The organism is Lewinellaceae bacterium, from assembly GCA_020636135.1.
Taxonomy (GTDB): Bacteria; Bacteroidota; Bacteroidia; order Chitinophagales; family Saprospiraceae; genus JAGQXC01.
The window spans coordinates 1,740,530-1,756,511 of the sequence record JACJYK010000001.1; the positions used below are offsets into that span (position 1 = coordinate 1,740,530).

Sequence of the window (15,982 nt, forward strand, 5' to 3'; positions counted from 1 at the left end):
AAGGTATGTATAGCAATAGGATGCCAGTTTGGTTTCAGAATATAAAGGACAGCAGCCTGACCAGCCTCAAGTCTCTGGCGCTTATCCTCACACTGATTGTGTTGGGATGGCAGGACGCTAGCGCTTCTCACCTGGTGGGTGGGGACCTTACCTATGAATATCTTGGGAATGACCGTTACAAAGTGGTCCTGGTTGTAAGAAGGGACTGTAAGCTTGCTTTTCCGGATGCCTTATTTGATGACCCTGCTTCAATCGGTATTTTTGATGCCGATGGTAACCTGGTGACAGACCTGGCCACCGGAGGACAGATTCTGATCCCATTTAATGGAGACGACACACTCAATCAGATCCTCATTAACCGTTGTACGGTCACCATCGATGATGTGTGTGTACACGAGACGCGCTATGAAATGATTGTGAACCTTCCATTTCGTACCGGAGGGTATTGGCTGACCTATCAACGATGCTGCCGGAACCGCTCTCTGAATAACGTAAATGACCCGCTGAACACCGGGATGTCTTTATTTGTCCGGCTTTCAGAAGAAGCAATGCAGTTGGGCAACAGTTCGCCAACTTTTGACGCCTGGGCTCCCATCTACATCTGTGCTAACGAAAGAATAGAATTCAATCATACGGCTACCGATAAAGATGGTGACTCACTGGTATACCGGCTTTCCACACCATGGATAGGGGGTACACGAGCAGAGCCACGCCCACAACCACCGGCAGGTCCGCCCTACGACCATATTACCTGGACCTCTGCCATTTACAGCCAGGGTGATATGCTGGGTAACCCGGATGATGCGTTAACCGTGGATCCGGCAACCGGGCACTTGACAGGAACACCTGAAATCATCGGTCAGTTTGTGGTCGGTCTTTGTGTCGACGAATACCGCAATGGTGTGTTGCTTTCCACCGTACACCGGGACTTCCAGTACAATGTGCGGGACTGTAACCTGGATATCCGGGCGATCATAACTTCACCCGATGCCTATTGCGGAGATCTGACGGCCTATTTTACAAATGCCAGCACGAATTCTGACTTTACCAAATGGTATTTTGATTTTGATGGCGATACCACTGCCAATTCAATGGAAGAAAGTCCGTCCTATACCTATCCGGCGTATGGTCAGTACCGGGTTGCATTGATTGCAGGTCTAAATGGACTCTGTTTTGATACAACCTTTAAGACAATTACGGTATTTGAAGGAGGGCTTACGGCCGGTATTGGATGGCAGCCGGTAGACTGCGCCAATAATGACCTGAGCATCCAGCTTCTGGATCAAACCGTGGATGAAGAAGGCACTCCGATGGAATGGCTGTGGACCGTGAAATACGATAGTACCGAATTGACCTTCACCGACCAGAACCCGACCTTCAATTTGCCGAATGGAACGTTACTGGATGTAACCTTAAAAGTTACCTCTTCAAGTACCTGTGTTGCTACCGCCCACAGATCCTTTATTGCCAATTTCTTTGACACTGACCTGCTTGCTGATTCTGCGAAGGTATGCGTCGGAGATACTGTAACCATCAACCCATTCAGGAATGTCATTCCCGATGGAGTGTTTATTAACTGGGATCCAAGCCCTTACCTGGTAGGTGGGTTGGATCAGATAATGCCTACATTCTATTCTGCAGACATACAGGATGTTACTTTGTATTATACGACCAATAACGGGAATGGATGTTTCTATTCCGATTCGATACTGGTCACCGTGCTGTTTAAGCCGGACCTGCAGTTTGAATTGAGCAATGAATGCGGTCTGCTTTCCGTGGATGTCAACAATACCAGCACCGGGGCAGAATCATTTATCTGGAATTTTACCGGTACGGATACAGTCATCAGTGATCGCTCCTTCACCTATACCTTCCCTTCGGAGGGGACCTTTACAGTTATTTTGAGCACCATGGATGGTTGTATGAACTCCATATCCAAGCAAATTACCTTACTGGATGGCTCGGAGGTGACCAAGAACATCAAAGACTCCATTTATGGATGCTTCGGTGACGTGATCGAATTGAATCCGGGAGGAGATACCAGTTATCAATATACCTGGAGTCCTGCTGATCTTTTTGAGGACCCCCATGCAGTGAATCCGACGATTGTATTGGACAGCTCATTGCAGATCACCGTAATGATCGCGTTGCCTGACGGAGATGATTGTATCATTGAACGTAAAGTGGAGTTGGTCAATACCGCTCTGGCAGCTCTGGCAAGGATAAAAGATACGATCGATGCCTGTCCGGATACACCGACACCGCTTAATCCGGATGGTGTCACCGGATTCACCTATCAATGGAGCCCATCCGACGGCCTTGACAATCCGACAGCGATCAATCCGATGGCAACCTCATCGAAATCCAGGTTGTATATGGTCACCGTGACGGACGTCAATGATGCCAATTGTACCGCCTCAAAACCGGTCTATTTCAGAATTGCCGTTGTGGATGCACTTGATGCTATCGGAGATACCACGGAGACTTGCTTTAACCGGGAAGAAACACTGAATCCGAATGGAAATCCGGACCTGATTTATACCTGGAGCCCGCCCGGCTTGTTTGACGATCCAAATGCTGTTTCGCCCAAAATAGCGGTTGATACCCATACGGTAATCCATGTGCACATCGCAGATACGATGGGTTGTGAAGCGGAGAAAGACGTGGTTCTTTGGATACCGGTTTTGGATGCCGCCAATCAGATCCCGGATTCCACTAAATCCTGTTTTGGAAATCCGGTTTACCTGAACCCCAATGGCAGTAGTCGATATACCTTCCAATGGAGTCCTGCAGAAGGCCTGGATGACCCCAATGCCGTGAATCCCCTGGCTACGGTGATGACAGACACTCGGTTTTATGTGACCATCACAGATGCAGCAACCGATTGTTCTATTGTTGATTCCACACTGGTTTGGGTTCCACCAATCTATACATTGGCATTGAGCCCGGCTACCATGGATACCATATTATGCGGTATGGGAAGCATTTCTCTGGAAGCAATTGTACAAGGCGGAGAAGGGGTAAGTATATCCTGGACGGATGGAACCAATGACCTCGGTTCGGATCCGGTTCTGGAAGTAACACCCACGGCAACCACCACATACACCGTGACGGCAGTTGATGCATTTAATTGCCAGCTTTCCGAAAGCATAACGCTCAATGTCGGAAGTTTGAATATCGGTTACGATGTAATGGCAGGAGATGTTATTTGTGAAGGTGATGAAGTGCCAGTCCTGGTTACTAACTCTGGCGACCAGAATGTTACAGTTGAAGTGAACGGCATGAGTTATACTGTTCCGGCTGGCGGGCAAACTACCATCACTCTTACACCGGAAACATCAGGAACCTACGTCTTTAATGCAAGTAACGCAGCAGGGTGTATGCAGTCTGATAGTGTTAATCTGGATGTTTATACATTTGAACCTCCGGTGGTTGCAACAGCTGATCCGACGACCATTTTGAGAGGGGAAAGTTCGCAGCTGGAGACAAATGTTGATCCCAACTATGTATCGTATATGTGGGATCCGGCCGGTACACTGGATAATCCAGGTATCTCCAATCCGCTGGCCACACCTGAACAGACCACCATTTATACGGTTAAGGTCACAGACCTCAATGGTTGTACCGGATCCGATACGGTTCAGGTCACCGTACGTCAACCGGAATGCGACATGCCTTACATATTCATCCCCAATGCGTTTACGCCGAATGGAGATGGAAATAACGATGTATTGTATGTGCGGGGAGCGATCATTGATGAAATGCAACTCCTTATTTACAATCGGTGGGGAGAGAAGGTGTTTGAGTCCACCATCCAATCTTCCGGATGGGATGGCACCTTTAAGAATAAAGAATTGCCTCCCGATGTCTATGGTTACTACTTGTTCGTCCGGTGTGAAAACGGAGACACGTTAACGAAAAAAGGGAATATAACCTTATTGCGATAAAGAAGTATTCTGTTTGTTGAATGGGAACCCGAAGGGGTTCCCATTTTTTTTTTTTGGAGTAATTTTAAAAACGGTAGATGAGTTGGGCGCGTAAATCGGTCCGGTGGTTGACGTTTATTTTTGTTGGCCCTGTACCTATGGATTCCCGGTTATCAAAACGGGTTTGTGCCACCCGTACTTCAAAGGTGAATCCTTCCCATTTATAACGTGCATTCAAGTAATACCGCCATCCTTTCAAGTAATAAAATGGAATGGAGAAGGTATAGATCAGATCTTGCTCATAGGCATAGATCCGGCTATCAAAGCCACCGGTATTGAACCGGGCAATTCTGCCGGATAGCGATATGGGATATTCCAGTGGATGGTAAATGAAGTCGTGATACCACATCCATCCTTGTTCCTTATTGCCATAGACTACGTTAAAATGAGAGTACTCTAACCGGCTGCGATAATTCCAGCTGCGGTTAATGTCCCAGTCCACATGAAGCCGGTAACGCCGCAAATAAGAGGGCTGCACGGTGCCTGGTACGTCTGAACTACCGGAACTGTTCCGTTCTTTCTGCTCATAACGCACCTGAACATAGGCCTCCAGCTTTCGCTTGATGTAATACCGCATGCGACCCAGAAACTCATGACCGGCTGAAGGTTTATTGATGCGGTAACGCAACCAGGGATAATTAAACCAGTCGACATAAGAATGAAAACTCCAATGTTGGTTGAACTGATATTCAAAACCCCAATACAACCCTTGTTCGTTGACGCCTGACTCACCAAAAATGTCGCCTTGCAATAAAATATATTCGGGAGAAAGATTTCGATAATACAACCCCAGGTTGGCTCTGCGGCTTAAACTCATGAGTAGTCCATGTACCTGGGCCAAATGTCCCTGCTGATAAGCAACTTCGCCAAACAGGTATGCCTTTTTGAATACGTAACGGTAATCAAAACTACTGGTCATCAGGTGGTTCCCATGCAAATAATACAATCCATAAGTGTCATTCCTCCTGTCCACCGGTGGAGAGAAATGATAATAGGCTGTCTGAAGGCCAACATTCAGCTGGTTATGTTGATATTGAATGGCACCGCCTACCAGATCCATCCGAAGTTCACCTTTGCGGTTTAATTCGGACAAGGTGCGATGGTAACCCGTTTCATCAAAGGTTCTGGCAATGGCCAGGGAATCGCTAACATCGAAAATGCTTGAACCAACTTGCCGGCGCGAAGCAAAAACGGTTGTTTGCAGATGCGGGATTGGTTCAAATGTGCAGGCGACACCACGAAAGAAATTGAATTCATTGATAGCGCCGTAGGGATTCAAGGTCCTTCCTCCTTTGGCAAAATTGGTTACCAAAGCACTTTTACCAGCATTGTAACGGGTATTGATAACCAGACCCTGGCCAAGCCGGATGGAATAGTCACCTAAAATCAGGTCTTTGATCTTGCCTGCATCCCGAATGGATGCATGGGCTGATATAAAGTCAGGTCCCTGACCGGCGGTCCAGTAGGATTCTCCGGCATCTTTCTCTGCAGTTACTCCAAGACTAAATCGATTGGTTGCCCGGTAGCGATACCTGAAATTGATCTGGTTGGGGTCTCCCAGATAGCTGGTTGTTCCCGAGCCATCCGGAATGTAACCGTCGCGTTTCTCCAGAGTCCGGGTTAAGCGGGACACAAATTCATGATCACCTCGACCCAGGTCCGGAAGATTAAAGGATTTGGATTCTTCATCCCTGATCGTGATAAAGGGAGCAATACGCCGAATCGTTTCGACGTCAAGCGCTGTGATGGATTGAAGCTCCAGAATGCTCAGGTAGTCACCATATAATATACGATGCTTGATGATCTCGGTAATTTGCAGATCCGATAACAGAAACAGTGATTTCAAGGCATCATAATCGGCCTTATTGATGTTGAGGGGATGTTCCAGGCGATAGCGAAGCGTCTGCATTAGTTCATCCAGGAACGCCGCATCGACACCTTCATCATTCTGCAGAAAGTCCTCTACAAACGAGAGATCTGGTTCCCCTGCAGGTTCCTGTGCGGTCAATGGTGCCATTGCCATCAGCAAAACAATAGGAAACGCGAAAAAAGATTTCAATGACATCATCAATCCAGTGTCTGCAGAGCTATGGCCAAATATAGATGAACTATTTGGATATCTGTCCTCAATAAAGTCCATTATAACCGGTACGAATTGCCCCAGAAGTCCAGTAATTTGGAGGGAAGAATGAGGAAAGCTTCCGCAATGCTTCAGGTTTTCTCACCTTTGTCCATTGGAAGGAATTGACATGGAAAAGAAGACAGATATCGAGGTTTACAAATTTGGTGGAGCCTCTATCCAATCGTCAGAGCGTATCAGGCAGGTAGCTGGACTCATCAAAGCACACAGGGATGCACCTACCGTTCTCATCGTATCCGCAATGGGTAAGACGACCAACATGCTGGAAGCCGTCGTAAATGCACATTTTGATCAACCTGAGGTCTTGCAAATGGCATTGGATAAAGTGATCGATTATCATCTCACAATTGCCAATGAATTGATGCCGGAAGATGCCCATGTTATCAACCGGCTCAATGATCTATTCGTGGAGTTGGAGTGGGGGCTGGATGATGATCGACCTGAACAATACGATTATGTGTATGATCAGGTTGTCGCTGTAGGAGAACTTTTATCCACCACCTTGCTGGCCGCGTATCTTAATAAGAGTGGTGTACCGGTTACCTGGCTGGATGCCAGAGATCTCATCCATACGGATCGAAATTTCAGGCAGGCCCGGATAGATTGGGAAAAAACAGAAGAAGCGGTTAAAAAGCTGGTTGTGCCCGTGCTGGAAGCGCACCGAGTCATCCTGACACAAGGATTTATCGGAAGTACTGCCGATAACGAAAATACCACACTGGGCCGCGAGGGCTCAGATTTCTCGGCCGCGGTTTTTGCATACTGTCTTCAGGCAAAAATGGTTACTGTCTGGAAAGATGTCCCTGGAGTTATGACAGGTGATCCTGACCGGTTTACGGAGGTGCATAAGCTGGATGCACTTTCATTCCGGGAGGCCATTGAAATGACTTATTACGGTGCTAAAGTATTGCATCCGAAGACCATTAAGCCTCTCCAGAACCGGCAGATTCCCCTTGTTGTACGCTCCTTTTTAGATCCGGATGAACCCGGGACCAGGATTGAAGATCAGGTTGATGTTGTTTATCCACCCATTGTGATTGTGGAGGAAGACCAGGTACTGATCCAGCTCTCTACACCTGATTACGCATTCATGGAGGAAGAGCATCTGGTCACCGTTTTCCAGATTGTTGCCAAACACGGCTTTAAGGTCAATGTCATTCGCAACACTGCTATTACCTTAACACTGGTCATGCAGAACAGGCCAAGGCATTTAACAGGCCTGGTGAATGAACTGGGAAATCATTTTGCGGTCCGGACAACCAAGGATGTTTGGTTGATAACCATTCGGCATACACATCCGGCTACGGAAGAACAATTAAAAAAAGATAAATTGATACTTCTGGAAGAAAGGTTTCGAAACACTGTCCAGTTTGTGACTCAGGTGCTTCCGGAATATGAAGCCAATTGAAACCTTTACGGTCAGGTGCTAAAATTGTTACAACTGGGAGGACTATGATGATGATGCGCCACAAAAGATAGGGTACCACATGGCATTTGGTGGCGATAAACAAAATGCCTGACCACAACTGATCAATCAATTGCTTAACTTCATCTAAAAAGCAAGCCATTCCGAAGGTAATTGGACGTTATTTACGCCTACAACGGTATTTATCGCATGGAAATCATATCACCGCAATCGGATAATTATAGCAGTAAGAAAGCCCAGCTGATTAATGAAGAGAAGTTTGGGCCATATACTTTTCCCTTTAAAACCCAGTTGAGCTTCGAGCCGCTCATTAAATTCTGGAAGACCAAGCTGGGCAGCGAAGACAGGGGAGAGGCCGTATTGGCCAAAGAGATCATGAGCATGCTGGAGGATGCCCCTGAATTGCATAAGCCGATCGAGGACTTTTCCGTGCTGGATGGTTATGATGATCTGGTTGAATTACTGCTGGCCGGGATTTTTCCCAGCGTACTGCGGGACAAACAACTGGGGTTCGCCATACCACCGTTTTTATTGAAAGGATTCTATTTTACACCGCGCCTGAGTGAATTGCTGCTTGCCCGGGAAATTCGGTTTGGTTTTGGAACCAATCCTATCCTTACCAAAGCAGTTTCAATTGCCCGGGCCTGCGCGGTCATCCTGAATAAATTTTATGGTCAGAATATCGTGATTGACCCACCATTTAACTTCGTCATGCGTCCCAAAGGCAAGAGCATGGAGCGTTACTATAAGTCCGAATTATATGGCGACTTTCTGGAGATTAAACAATTGAAGCCTTTACAGGAGATCAGCCAGGATCAGATCAACAGGTTATTGTCCAACATCTACGATACTCAAGCCTGGCTGGAGATCGTTCCACCCACGCATTTTGAGTTTGAAGGGTTGGTTTTTGCCAATCTCATTGATGTGACGGAGGAAGAAAGCCTTTCACGGATCAAGCATAAATTGCTTGAAAATGATGCACTGATTCATCCGCAGAGCATTCAGGATCTGCAGTTTATTGCGCGGAATTATTTTGGCGTATCCGATTTGCGGCTGGGGGTAAAAGCTTTTGACTACCCAATGACCTCAGAGGCCCCTTTCCGGTATAAAATTGAACATAACTTTTTGATTGACAGCCCACTTGAGATCTTTGATCCCGAATACGAGAATTCGGTCTACCTGCGGTTATGCCGTAAAAATACCATCATGGTCATCGAGGATCTGGTGCAATATCATGATCCTACCGATATCGAGGTTGAATTGCTCAATTATGGAATCCGCAGTCTGGTAATCGCACCACTCAATGATGATCATGGCCAGATCATTGGCTTTCTTGAACTGGGTTCCTCCCGGCCCAATGGGTTGAATGCTCTGAACCTGATGAAGATATCAGAACTCATCCCTTTATTTGAGATTGCGGTAGAGCGAAGCCGGGAAGAAACCACGAACCGCGTCCAGGCCCTGATCCGGACGAATTACACCCATATCCATCCCAGTGTAGAATGGAAGTTTATTTCTACCGCATACAAATATCTGGATGAAGATCCGCTGGTGCCTCTGAAACGCGCCGAGCCAATCCGGTTTAAACAGGTTTTTCCGCTATACGGTCAGTCCGATGTGGTATCCTCTTCATCCTTCCGCAATCAGGCTATTCGCGAGGATTACATCGACAACCTGAAGCGGATCCAGAAAATTCTGAAAGAAGCCAATCAGTACCTGGATTTACCCTTGTTGCCCCATTACCAATGGGAAATTGACAAGGTTATCGAATCGCTGTCCAAAGGTATCTCCACCAGTGATGAAGTGCGTATTTATCAATTCATCCATTCGGACATTCATTCCATACTGCGGCAGATCGAACACGACCATCCACAGGTTACTGAGATGGTCAAAGGGTATTTCAATGATCTTGATCCGCATTTTGGTATTGTTTACCGTCAGCGGCGCGATTACGAAGAAAGCCTCAGGATGATCAATAACACCATTGAACACATCCTGGAAGAGGAGGACGAGCGGGCTCAGAAAATGATTCCACATTATTTTGAAAAGATTAAGACCGACGGTTACGAATTCAACATTTATGTCGGTCAGTCCATTATGAGAGATTCCACCTTTACGGATGTCCATCTGAAAAACCTGCGTTTGTGGCAGCTGACTACGCTGTGCCGCATCGGCCGGGAGATTTCAAAGATCCAAACGTCACTGTCATGCCCGATGGATACCGCTCAAATGGTTCTGGCCTATCCTTCCGCCATTGATATCCGGTTTCGTACCGATGAGAAGAAGTTCGATGTGGACGGCGTTTACAATATGGATTTCGAGATCATCAAAAAGCGGGTTGATAAAGCAGTCATCAAGGGTTCTCAGGATCGATTGCGCAAAGCCGGGCATCTGTCGGTAGTTTATATGCATGAAAGCCAACGGCAGGAGTATCAGGAATACTTTAATTACCTGATCAAAAATCAATTTCTGGATAAAGACGTCGAGCATTTTGAAATTGAGAAACTCCAGGATGTTGAAGGACTGCGCGCGCTGCGGGTCATGATCAATGTCGACGAGCATCCTCAGTTATCAAAGAAATAGACGTCGTTGGTCTTTAACGGCGGGGACTGCTTCATGAGACGGAAGAAGGTCCGAACATATTTACGCAGGTCATTGATATCCTTTTTCGGTAAAATTTCTTCTTTATCAAACAATGCATTGATGGCATCCTGTTTCGATAGCCATTCTTTGGAAATGGCTTTCCATTCTTCCCGGGTAAAAGAAGGCCCCAGATAAATGTGATCCTGTAACCGGTGTAATGGAACATTGGGATTGACGCGGGCGTATTCTGCATTTACGAATCCGGCAAAGTCAAAATCGTAACTTACCGGTATCACCAGTTCATCTTTTGAATATGCTTTGCAATTTCGTCCTGCAAATAAGTCATAGTCGTCATTGGCGATCAGCATCTGAAACAATGCATTCGACTTAAGTGCCATGGAGTCGACGTTCAGGCCCGGATGAAATCCGTCCAACTCTTTGATTTCCAAACGGTCTTCCAGGTCTTTGTCATTTTCAATGATGAAAGCCGGACCGGAAATGATGTTGTGAGTACTATCGTCGATGTAATTAGCTGTCAGGTAATGTGTCTGGTATGAATAGGGCAGCAGGATATTCTGTATTTGATAAGCCAGAAATTCCTTACGCACATAGGTCTCTTGTTCAGGATGATCGGAACAATGCGTGACCAGTTTGTATTCATCGTGTTTTTTTAGTCCAAGATCCTGGAGATCATCTTTGTCCAGGTCCATCTTGATGGGGGGAAAAGAGCAGATACGTCTGCGGTATTTACCCCGCAGGGTAAACTTGGTACGTACCACTTGGCTCTTTCCGTCCAGATTGGTCCATTGAATGGATCCACGAACGGTAGTATCTACATACTTCTGATCAATCAGTGCTGCGGCATCAAATGTAATATTGAGGGAAGGTACATTATTCGTATTGATGGCTTGGAAGAAGTTTTGCTTCTGTGAAATACCAATAGTAAAAAACAAGAAACTCAGCCACGCAATGTATAAGGAACGCATCATAACCATTACAATTCTTCTCAAAATAAAGAAGTTGATTCGAAGAACCTACCCAATAATGCATAAGTTCCCGAATCAACTAAGAAAGGTATGATGCCACAAATGTCTTAAACGTATGGATCAGGAAGCATCCCCTTCCTTGAATTTCAGGGGGATGAAGTAGTTTTCCTGGATCTCAATGTTCTCTGTTTTTACCTTCTGATTGTCCAGGCGTGATTCAATGTATTGCTTCAATGCCTGATTTTCGGTATGGATTTCAATAACACGTACTTCCCGGTTGGTATTGATAACAAACTGGACTTTGACGGTTACATCATCGATACCCATACGTTGTAGATTTGGCTCACCCAAAAAGTCTCTGATTTCCTTACTCAGGGATTCATTGGACGATTCGGCAATCTTGTGTTTCGGTACAGTCGGGTTTGCAAATGCGGAGGTAATAGCGAGCAGGCATACGAATGCAAATGAAAAAACAGTCTTCATAACAAGTCAGGTTTAGCGTAATGAAAAAATAGATCAATAAAACTTCTTGCTAATCCGTGGGTGAGGCGTTTTTCATGCAGTTACAATACAATGACGGAAAAGAGTGGATCGAAGTTGCACGCAATCGAATATTTAACAGCCGTTAATATTTTCTTAACGAAAGCAATGATACGGAGTCGAAATTATTCCGGCTTCCTCAAATCCGGAAAGTATAGGTGTATTTCAGGATAAGAAGGTGCTCATTGTGTACCGGAAGGATGGGCTCAAAAGCATATCGGTCGGTATTGACATCGTCGTTATAGACCAGATACAGATCGGTTCCTTCCCGCGGATTATAGCGCAGGCGGATGTTGGCAAGGATGGAATTCTCCGTGCTGTTGTATTGGATCAGTGAAGATAATGACAACTTCGTGTCGAACATATACAATGCTTTGACGCGGACCACATGGATCACATCCCTGGTGTCTGCCACATTCAGGTGGTTAAATACATAAGCACCGCCCAGTTCGAGTGACGACGATAAATTGAAGGTTGGCATCAGCTCGATGCTCTGGATATTTCCATTGTAAAACTGTCCGGCGGTGATTGTGCTTACGATGAAATAGGGCTTGCCGGGGCTGGTGATGAACATCAGGCTTCCATTCATAAATGGGTAGGTGCCTACAGGAATGGTCACATTATCGCTAAACTCGTAAGGTTCGAAAAACCGCTCCCGGTAATAATTAAAGGTCAGCTCTCCAGAGCTTCCTTTTTTGGTTACGTATTGCCACCCCATTTTACTGGCGTGTGAATCCATGATCAGATTATACAAACGGTTCCAGTAGGTCACACCCCGATAAATAAATCCGTGACGCAACAATTTGGAGGACTCAGGTGCATTCCAGCCGTAACTTGTGCGTTGACCATACCTGTTGTAGGCATCTCTGCCCTGAAAGCCCAGAACGGGGTCGAAATCTTCACCGGCATACGAATAACTCACTCCATAGGAAAAACCTGTGATGTTCTGCCGGGACATACTGACCCAAAATTTGCCAGCTTCGGTGTTAAATGGGTTGTTCTTCAATTCCGGCTTTAAGGTCTGTGCCCAGCGAATGTTGATAAAATCAAGTTTGGAAATCAACAATCGGGTATCCAAACCATAGGTGGTATTGAAGTTACCTTTGAAATCAGTCTGATTGGTCACCAGGAAGCCTACATCCGACTGGCTGTTGATGATTCGTTTTGATAGCCGGACAACGGAATGATTCAAAGAAGGAAGTCCAAGTGAGTCCACGGCTGCCGTTTGCATGCTTAGAGCACCCACATCCAGGTTGCCGATCCTTCCTACAATGCGGGCACCTCCCAAAATCCGCACCGGGTCCTCATCATAGAGACCTATCCGTCGACTATAGAATAAATAATCTTCCGGACCAAAATTGTAATTAAAGATGCCGGAACGTTCCTGGAAAAATTGTCGCTTTTCGGGAAAAAACAGACTAAATCGAGTGAGGTTTACCTGCTCGTCATCTGCTTCTACCTGGGCAAAGTCGGTGTTTAACGTCAAGTCCAGATTTAAGTTGGAGGTCAGGCCTACGCGTACATCCAAACCCGCGTCGTAGGTGGGCTGGGTCCTGGATTCATAGCCGGTGTTGTTATTGTTCAGTTGCTGGGTGGTGTGCAACCCTCCGGTGACATAGGGAGCGATGTAAAAAGGCTTTTTAGGCTTCACCCCGACTAATTTGACTTCCTGCGCCAGGGAAGGTTTCCAGGCACTCCATTCACCATAGTCATTGTTAATGGGAGGGAAGATCATATTCTCATTCTTGCGGGCAATGTATCGCGAGCAGATCAGCCCCATGACGATCTCATCCCCTTTCACCTGGAACGGAATCGATGAGAATGGAACCCTGATCTCTACAAACCAGCCTTCATCATTGATATCAACAGCCACATCCCAGACCGCATTCCAGCTGACATTGATGGGTAATTGGCCGATGGCATCATTGAGGACATTGGCATCGAAGCGCAGGCCGTTGGGATTGGTAAAGAAAGCTAGCGCATTCTGTTTATCATTGTACGAATCCAGTACCAGTCCAAACCAGTCGGTGTTACCCACGAATGCGTCCCTTTTTTTGGAATTGGCGGCGATCAGTTCCGGCTGACTATCGTACAATTTTCCCCCCATGTAAAGAAAATTGTCGTCATAGGCAAGGAGGATTTCAGTGCGTTCAGAGGGCTGCGCTCCATAGGTTGGCAACTGCGTGACCAGATCTACCGGTTCTACCAGATCCCACATGGGTTCATTTAGTTTTCCGTCCAGTACGATGGGTTGGTCGAAGTGGACCAGCGTGAGGGGAGCGTCCTCTCCGGCATACAGGAATGAAGACCATAAACTCAAGACCAGCATTGCTGCTCCGGTGGGTACGTGTTTGAAGCGACCTAAAGCAACTATCAGATTTGACCGAACCATAATATTTTCCTCAGTAAAACGGATTATACCAGGTATCGAAGTGGCAAATTGCCTATCATTTCCTGTTATCTAATGTGGGGGATAAAGGTATTTAAAATCCTTATTTTCACGGCGGAAAACGCAATGAATGGAACGCTGCAGCTGGCCCGGGGAAGATCCGGAATACATCAGGTATCACGATGAAGACTGGGGTGTCCCGGTCACGAATGACAAGGAGTTATTCGCAAAACTAATCCTGGACGGGGCCCAGGCTGGACTGAGCTGGATTACCATACTGAAAAAACGCCCGGCTTATTATGCAGCATTTGATGGTCTTGACCCGGACCGGATGGCACACTACGACGATAAAAAGATCGCTCAACTTCTTCAGGATACCGGCATTGTACGTAACCGGCTCAAGATTGAGGCATCTGTGACCAATGCCCGTGCATTTCTGGAGCTAAGGGAACGTGGTACGGACTTCTCCGCTTATTTGTGGCAGTTTGTGGATTATAGGCCCAAATGGAATGCTTACCATGAAAAGACCGACGTTCCTGCCTTCACCGCAGAATCCGATGCTATGAGTAAATCGCTTCGCAGAGATGGATTCAAATTTGTCGGATCAACGATCTGTTATGCCTTCATGCAGGCCGTGGGAATGGTCCAGGACCATATGACAACCTGTTTTCGGTATGAGGAACTTAGAGCTCAGGATGCTGCAAAGGACTGGTCCCAGGTATTCAACCGATAACGCCCAGTTTTTTACCAACTTTGGTAAATGCTTCGATCGCATGATCCAGATGCTCCTTTTCATGGCCTGCTGATATCTGTGTCCGGATCCGGGCTTTTCCTTTAGGAACTACCGGGTAGAAGAATCCTATCACATAGATACCCTCTTCCAGCAGGTCGCTGGCAAATTGCTGTGCGAGTGGTGCATCGTACAGCATGATCGGAACAATGGGGTGTTCTCCCGGAATAATGTCAAATCCGGCCTCTGTCATGCCTTTCCGGAAATACTGCGTATTCCATTCCAGTTTATCGCGGAGTGCAGTTGAAGCAGTCAGCATTTCCAAAACCTTGATCGAAGCACCAACAATGGCGGGGGCTACCGTATTGGAAAAGAGGTAAGGACGTGATCGCTGCCGGAGCAGTTCCACGACTTCACGCCGGGCTGAAGTAAAGCCGCCGCTGGCACCACCCAATGCCTTCCCGTAGGTTCCTGTAATGATATCAACCCGGTCCATGGTTTGGCGGTATTCATGGGTTCCCCGTCCGCGTTTTCCGATGAAACCGGTAGCATGACATTCATCGATCATGACCATGGCCTCATAGCGGTCAGCGAGGTCACAGATTTTATCCACCTGGGCAATGATGCCATCCATGGAAAAAACACCGTCTGACGAGATCAGGATGCGCCGTGCGCCATCTTTACGTGCCTCCTTTAGCTTATCTTCCAGATCATTCATGTCGTTATTCAGATACCGGTAACGCTTGGCTTTGCATAAACGGATGCCATCAATGATAGAGGCATGATTCAACTGATCGGAGATGATCGCATCTTCTTCACCAAGCAGGGGTTCAAAGAGGCCCCCGTTTGCGTCAAAGGCAGCGGCATAAAGGATGGTGTCTTCCATGCCTAAGAACTCTGCGGTCTTCGCTTCCAGTTGTTTATGCAGGTCCTGGGTGCCGCAGATGAATCGCACCGAAGACATCCCGAAACCATGGGTATCGATGGCTTCTTTCGCAGCCTTCAGGACATCCGGGTGCGAGGATAATCCCAGGTAATTATTCGCGCAAAAATTAAGGACTGCTTTGTTGTTATTGGTTTTAATGGAAGCTCCCTGCGGTGTGATGATTATTCTTTCTTCCTTGTATAATCCCTGGTCTCGCAGGTCCTGCATTTCAGCCTGGATGGAAGGTGCTATGTGCTTGAACATGATCTGAATGTTT

General features: G+C 46.7%; 9 protein-coding genes. 4 read left to right on the plus strand and 5 right to left on the minus strand.

Annotated elements, in window-relative coordinates; genetic code table 11:
* The first annotated feature begins 20 nt into the window (after positions 1 to 20).
* Positions 21 to 3,947 carry a gliding motility-associated C-terminal domain-containing protein gene (locus H6570_06635; GenBank protein MCB9318939.1) on the plus strand — a complete coding sequence of 1,309 codons (3,927 nt, stop codon included), beginning with the start codon at positions 21 to 23 and terminating at the stop codon, positions 3,945 to 3,947.
* A 64-nt stretch (positions 3,948 to 4,011) separates the two neighbouring features.
* On the opposite strand, the gene H6570_06640 is transcribed toward H6570_06635, so the two are convergent.
* Positions 4,012 to 6,054 (minus strand): helix-hairpin-helix domain-containing protein, encoded by a 2,043-nt coding sequence (locus tag H6570_06640; protein ID MCB9318940.1) that lies wholly within the window; start codon positions 6,052 to 6,054, stop codon positions 4,012 to 4,014.
* A gap of 181 nt (positions 6,055 to 6,235) precedes the next feature.
* Here H6570_06640 and H6570_06645 point away from each other — a divergent pair, with 181 nt between their 5' ends.
* Together H6570_06645 and H6570_06650 are read left to right on the plus strand one after the other, a co-directional pair.
* Complete coding sequence (locus H6570_06645; protein MCB9318941.1) at positions 6,236 to 7,534, plus strand: aspartate kinase; 1,299 nt, start codon at positions 6,236 to 6,238, stop codon at positions 7,532 to 7,534.
* Positions 7,535 to 7,741: 207 nt separating this feature from the next.
* A complete protein-coding gene (locus H6570_06650) occupies positions 7,742 to 10,135 on the plus strand; it encodes a GAF domain-containing protein (GenBank protein ID MCB9318942.1) in 2,394 nt (797 codons plus the stop codon).
* Here H6570_06650 and H6570_06655 read toward each other — a convergent pair.
* From H6570_06655 to H6570_06665, 3 genes are all read right to left on the minus strand, one after another.
* Positions 10,117 to 11,124 (minus strand): hypothetical protein, encoded by a 1,008-nt coding sequence (locus tag H6570_06655; GenBank protein ID MCB9318943.1) that lies wholly within the window; start codon positions 11,122 to 11,124, stop codon positions 10,117 to 10,119. The two genes, H6570_06650 and H6570_06655, sit on opposite strands and share 19 nt — an antisense overlap.
* A 117-nt stretch (positions 11,125 to 11,241) precedes the next feature.
* Positions 11,242 to 11,604 carry a hypothetical protein gene (locus tag H6570_06660; GenBank protein ID MCB9318944.1) on the minus strand — a complete coding sequence of 121 codons (363 nt, stop codon included), beginning with the start codon at positions 11,602 to 11,604 and terminating at the stop codon, positions 11,242 to 11,244.
* Positions 11,605 to 11,800: 196 nt separating this feature from the next.
* The gene (locus H6570_06665; protein ID MCB9318945.1) at positions 11,801 to 14,053 is read right to left on the minus strand and encodes a carbohydrate binding family 9 domain-containing protein; all 2,253 of its coding nucleotides are present in this window, start codon (positions 14,051 to 14,053) and stop codon (positions 11,801 to 11,803) included.
* A 127-nt stretch (positions 14,054 to 14,180) separates the two neighbouring features.
* Between H6570_06665 and H6570_06670 the strand changes: the two genes are divergently transcribed.
* A complete protein-coding gene (locus H6570_06670; GenBank protein MCB9318946.1) occupies positions 14,181 to 14,783 on the plus strand; it encodes a DNA-3-methyladenine glycosylase I in 603 nt (200 codons plus the stop codon).
* Here the strand turns inward: H6570_06670 and kbl are convergent.
* Positions 14,773 to 15,969, minus strand: coding sequence for a glycine C-acetyltransferase (kbl, locus tag H6570_06675; GenBank protein ID MCB9318947.1), 1,197 nt, complete (start codon positions 15,967 to 15,969; stop codon positions 14,773 to 14,775). The two genes, H6570_06670 and kbl, sit on opposite strands and share 11 nt — an antisense overlap.
* Positions 15,970 to 15,982 lie beyond the last annotated feature (13 nt).

Bases quoted from the DNA above. Each gene is read 5' to 3' on its own strand.
- H6570_06665 (MCB9318945.1), bottom strand. From the start codon at position 14,053: ATGGTTCGGTCAAATCTGATAGTTGCTTTAGGTCGCTTCAAACACGTA.
- H6570_06640 (MCB9318940.1), bottom strand. From the start codon at position 6,054: ATGATGTCATTGAAATCTTTTTTCGCGTTTCCTATTGTTTTGCTGATG.
- H6570_06660 (MCB9318944.1), bottom strand. From the start codon at position 11,604: ATGAAGACTGTTTTTTCATTTGCATTCGTATGCCTGCTCGCTATTACC.
- H6570_06670 (MCB9318946.1), top strand. From the start codon at position 14,181: ATGGAACGCTGCAGCTGGCCCGGGGAAGATCCGGAATACATCAGGTAT.
- H6570_06645 (MCB9318941.1), top strand. From the start codon at position 6,236: ATGGAAAAGAAGACAGATATCGAGGTTTACAAATTTGGTGGAGCCTCT.
- H6570_06635 (MCB9318939.1), top strand. From the start codon at position 21: ATGCCAGTTTGGTTTCAGAATATAAAGGACAGCAGCCTGACCAGCCTC.
- H6570_06650 (MCB9318942.1), top strand. From the start codon at position 7,742: ATGGAAATCATATCACCGCAATCGGATAATTATAGCAGTAAGAAAGCC.
- H6570_06655 (MCB9318943.1), bottom strand. From the start codon at position 11,124: ATGATGCGTTCCTTATACATTGCGTGGCTGAGTTTCTTGTTTTTTACT.
- kbl (MCB9318947.1), bottom strand. From the start codon at position 15,969: ATGTTCAAGCACATAGCACCTTCCATCCAGGCTGAAATGCAGGACCTG.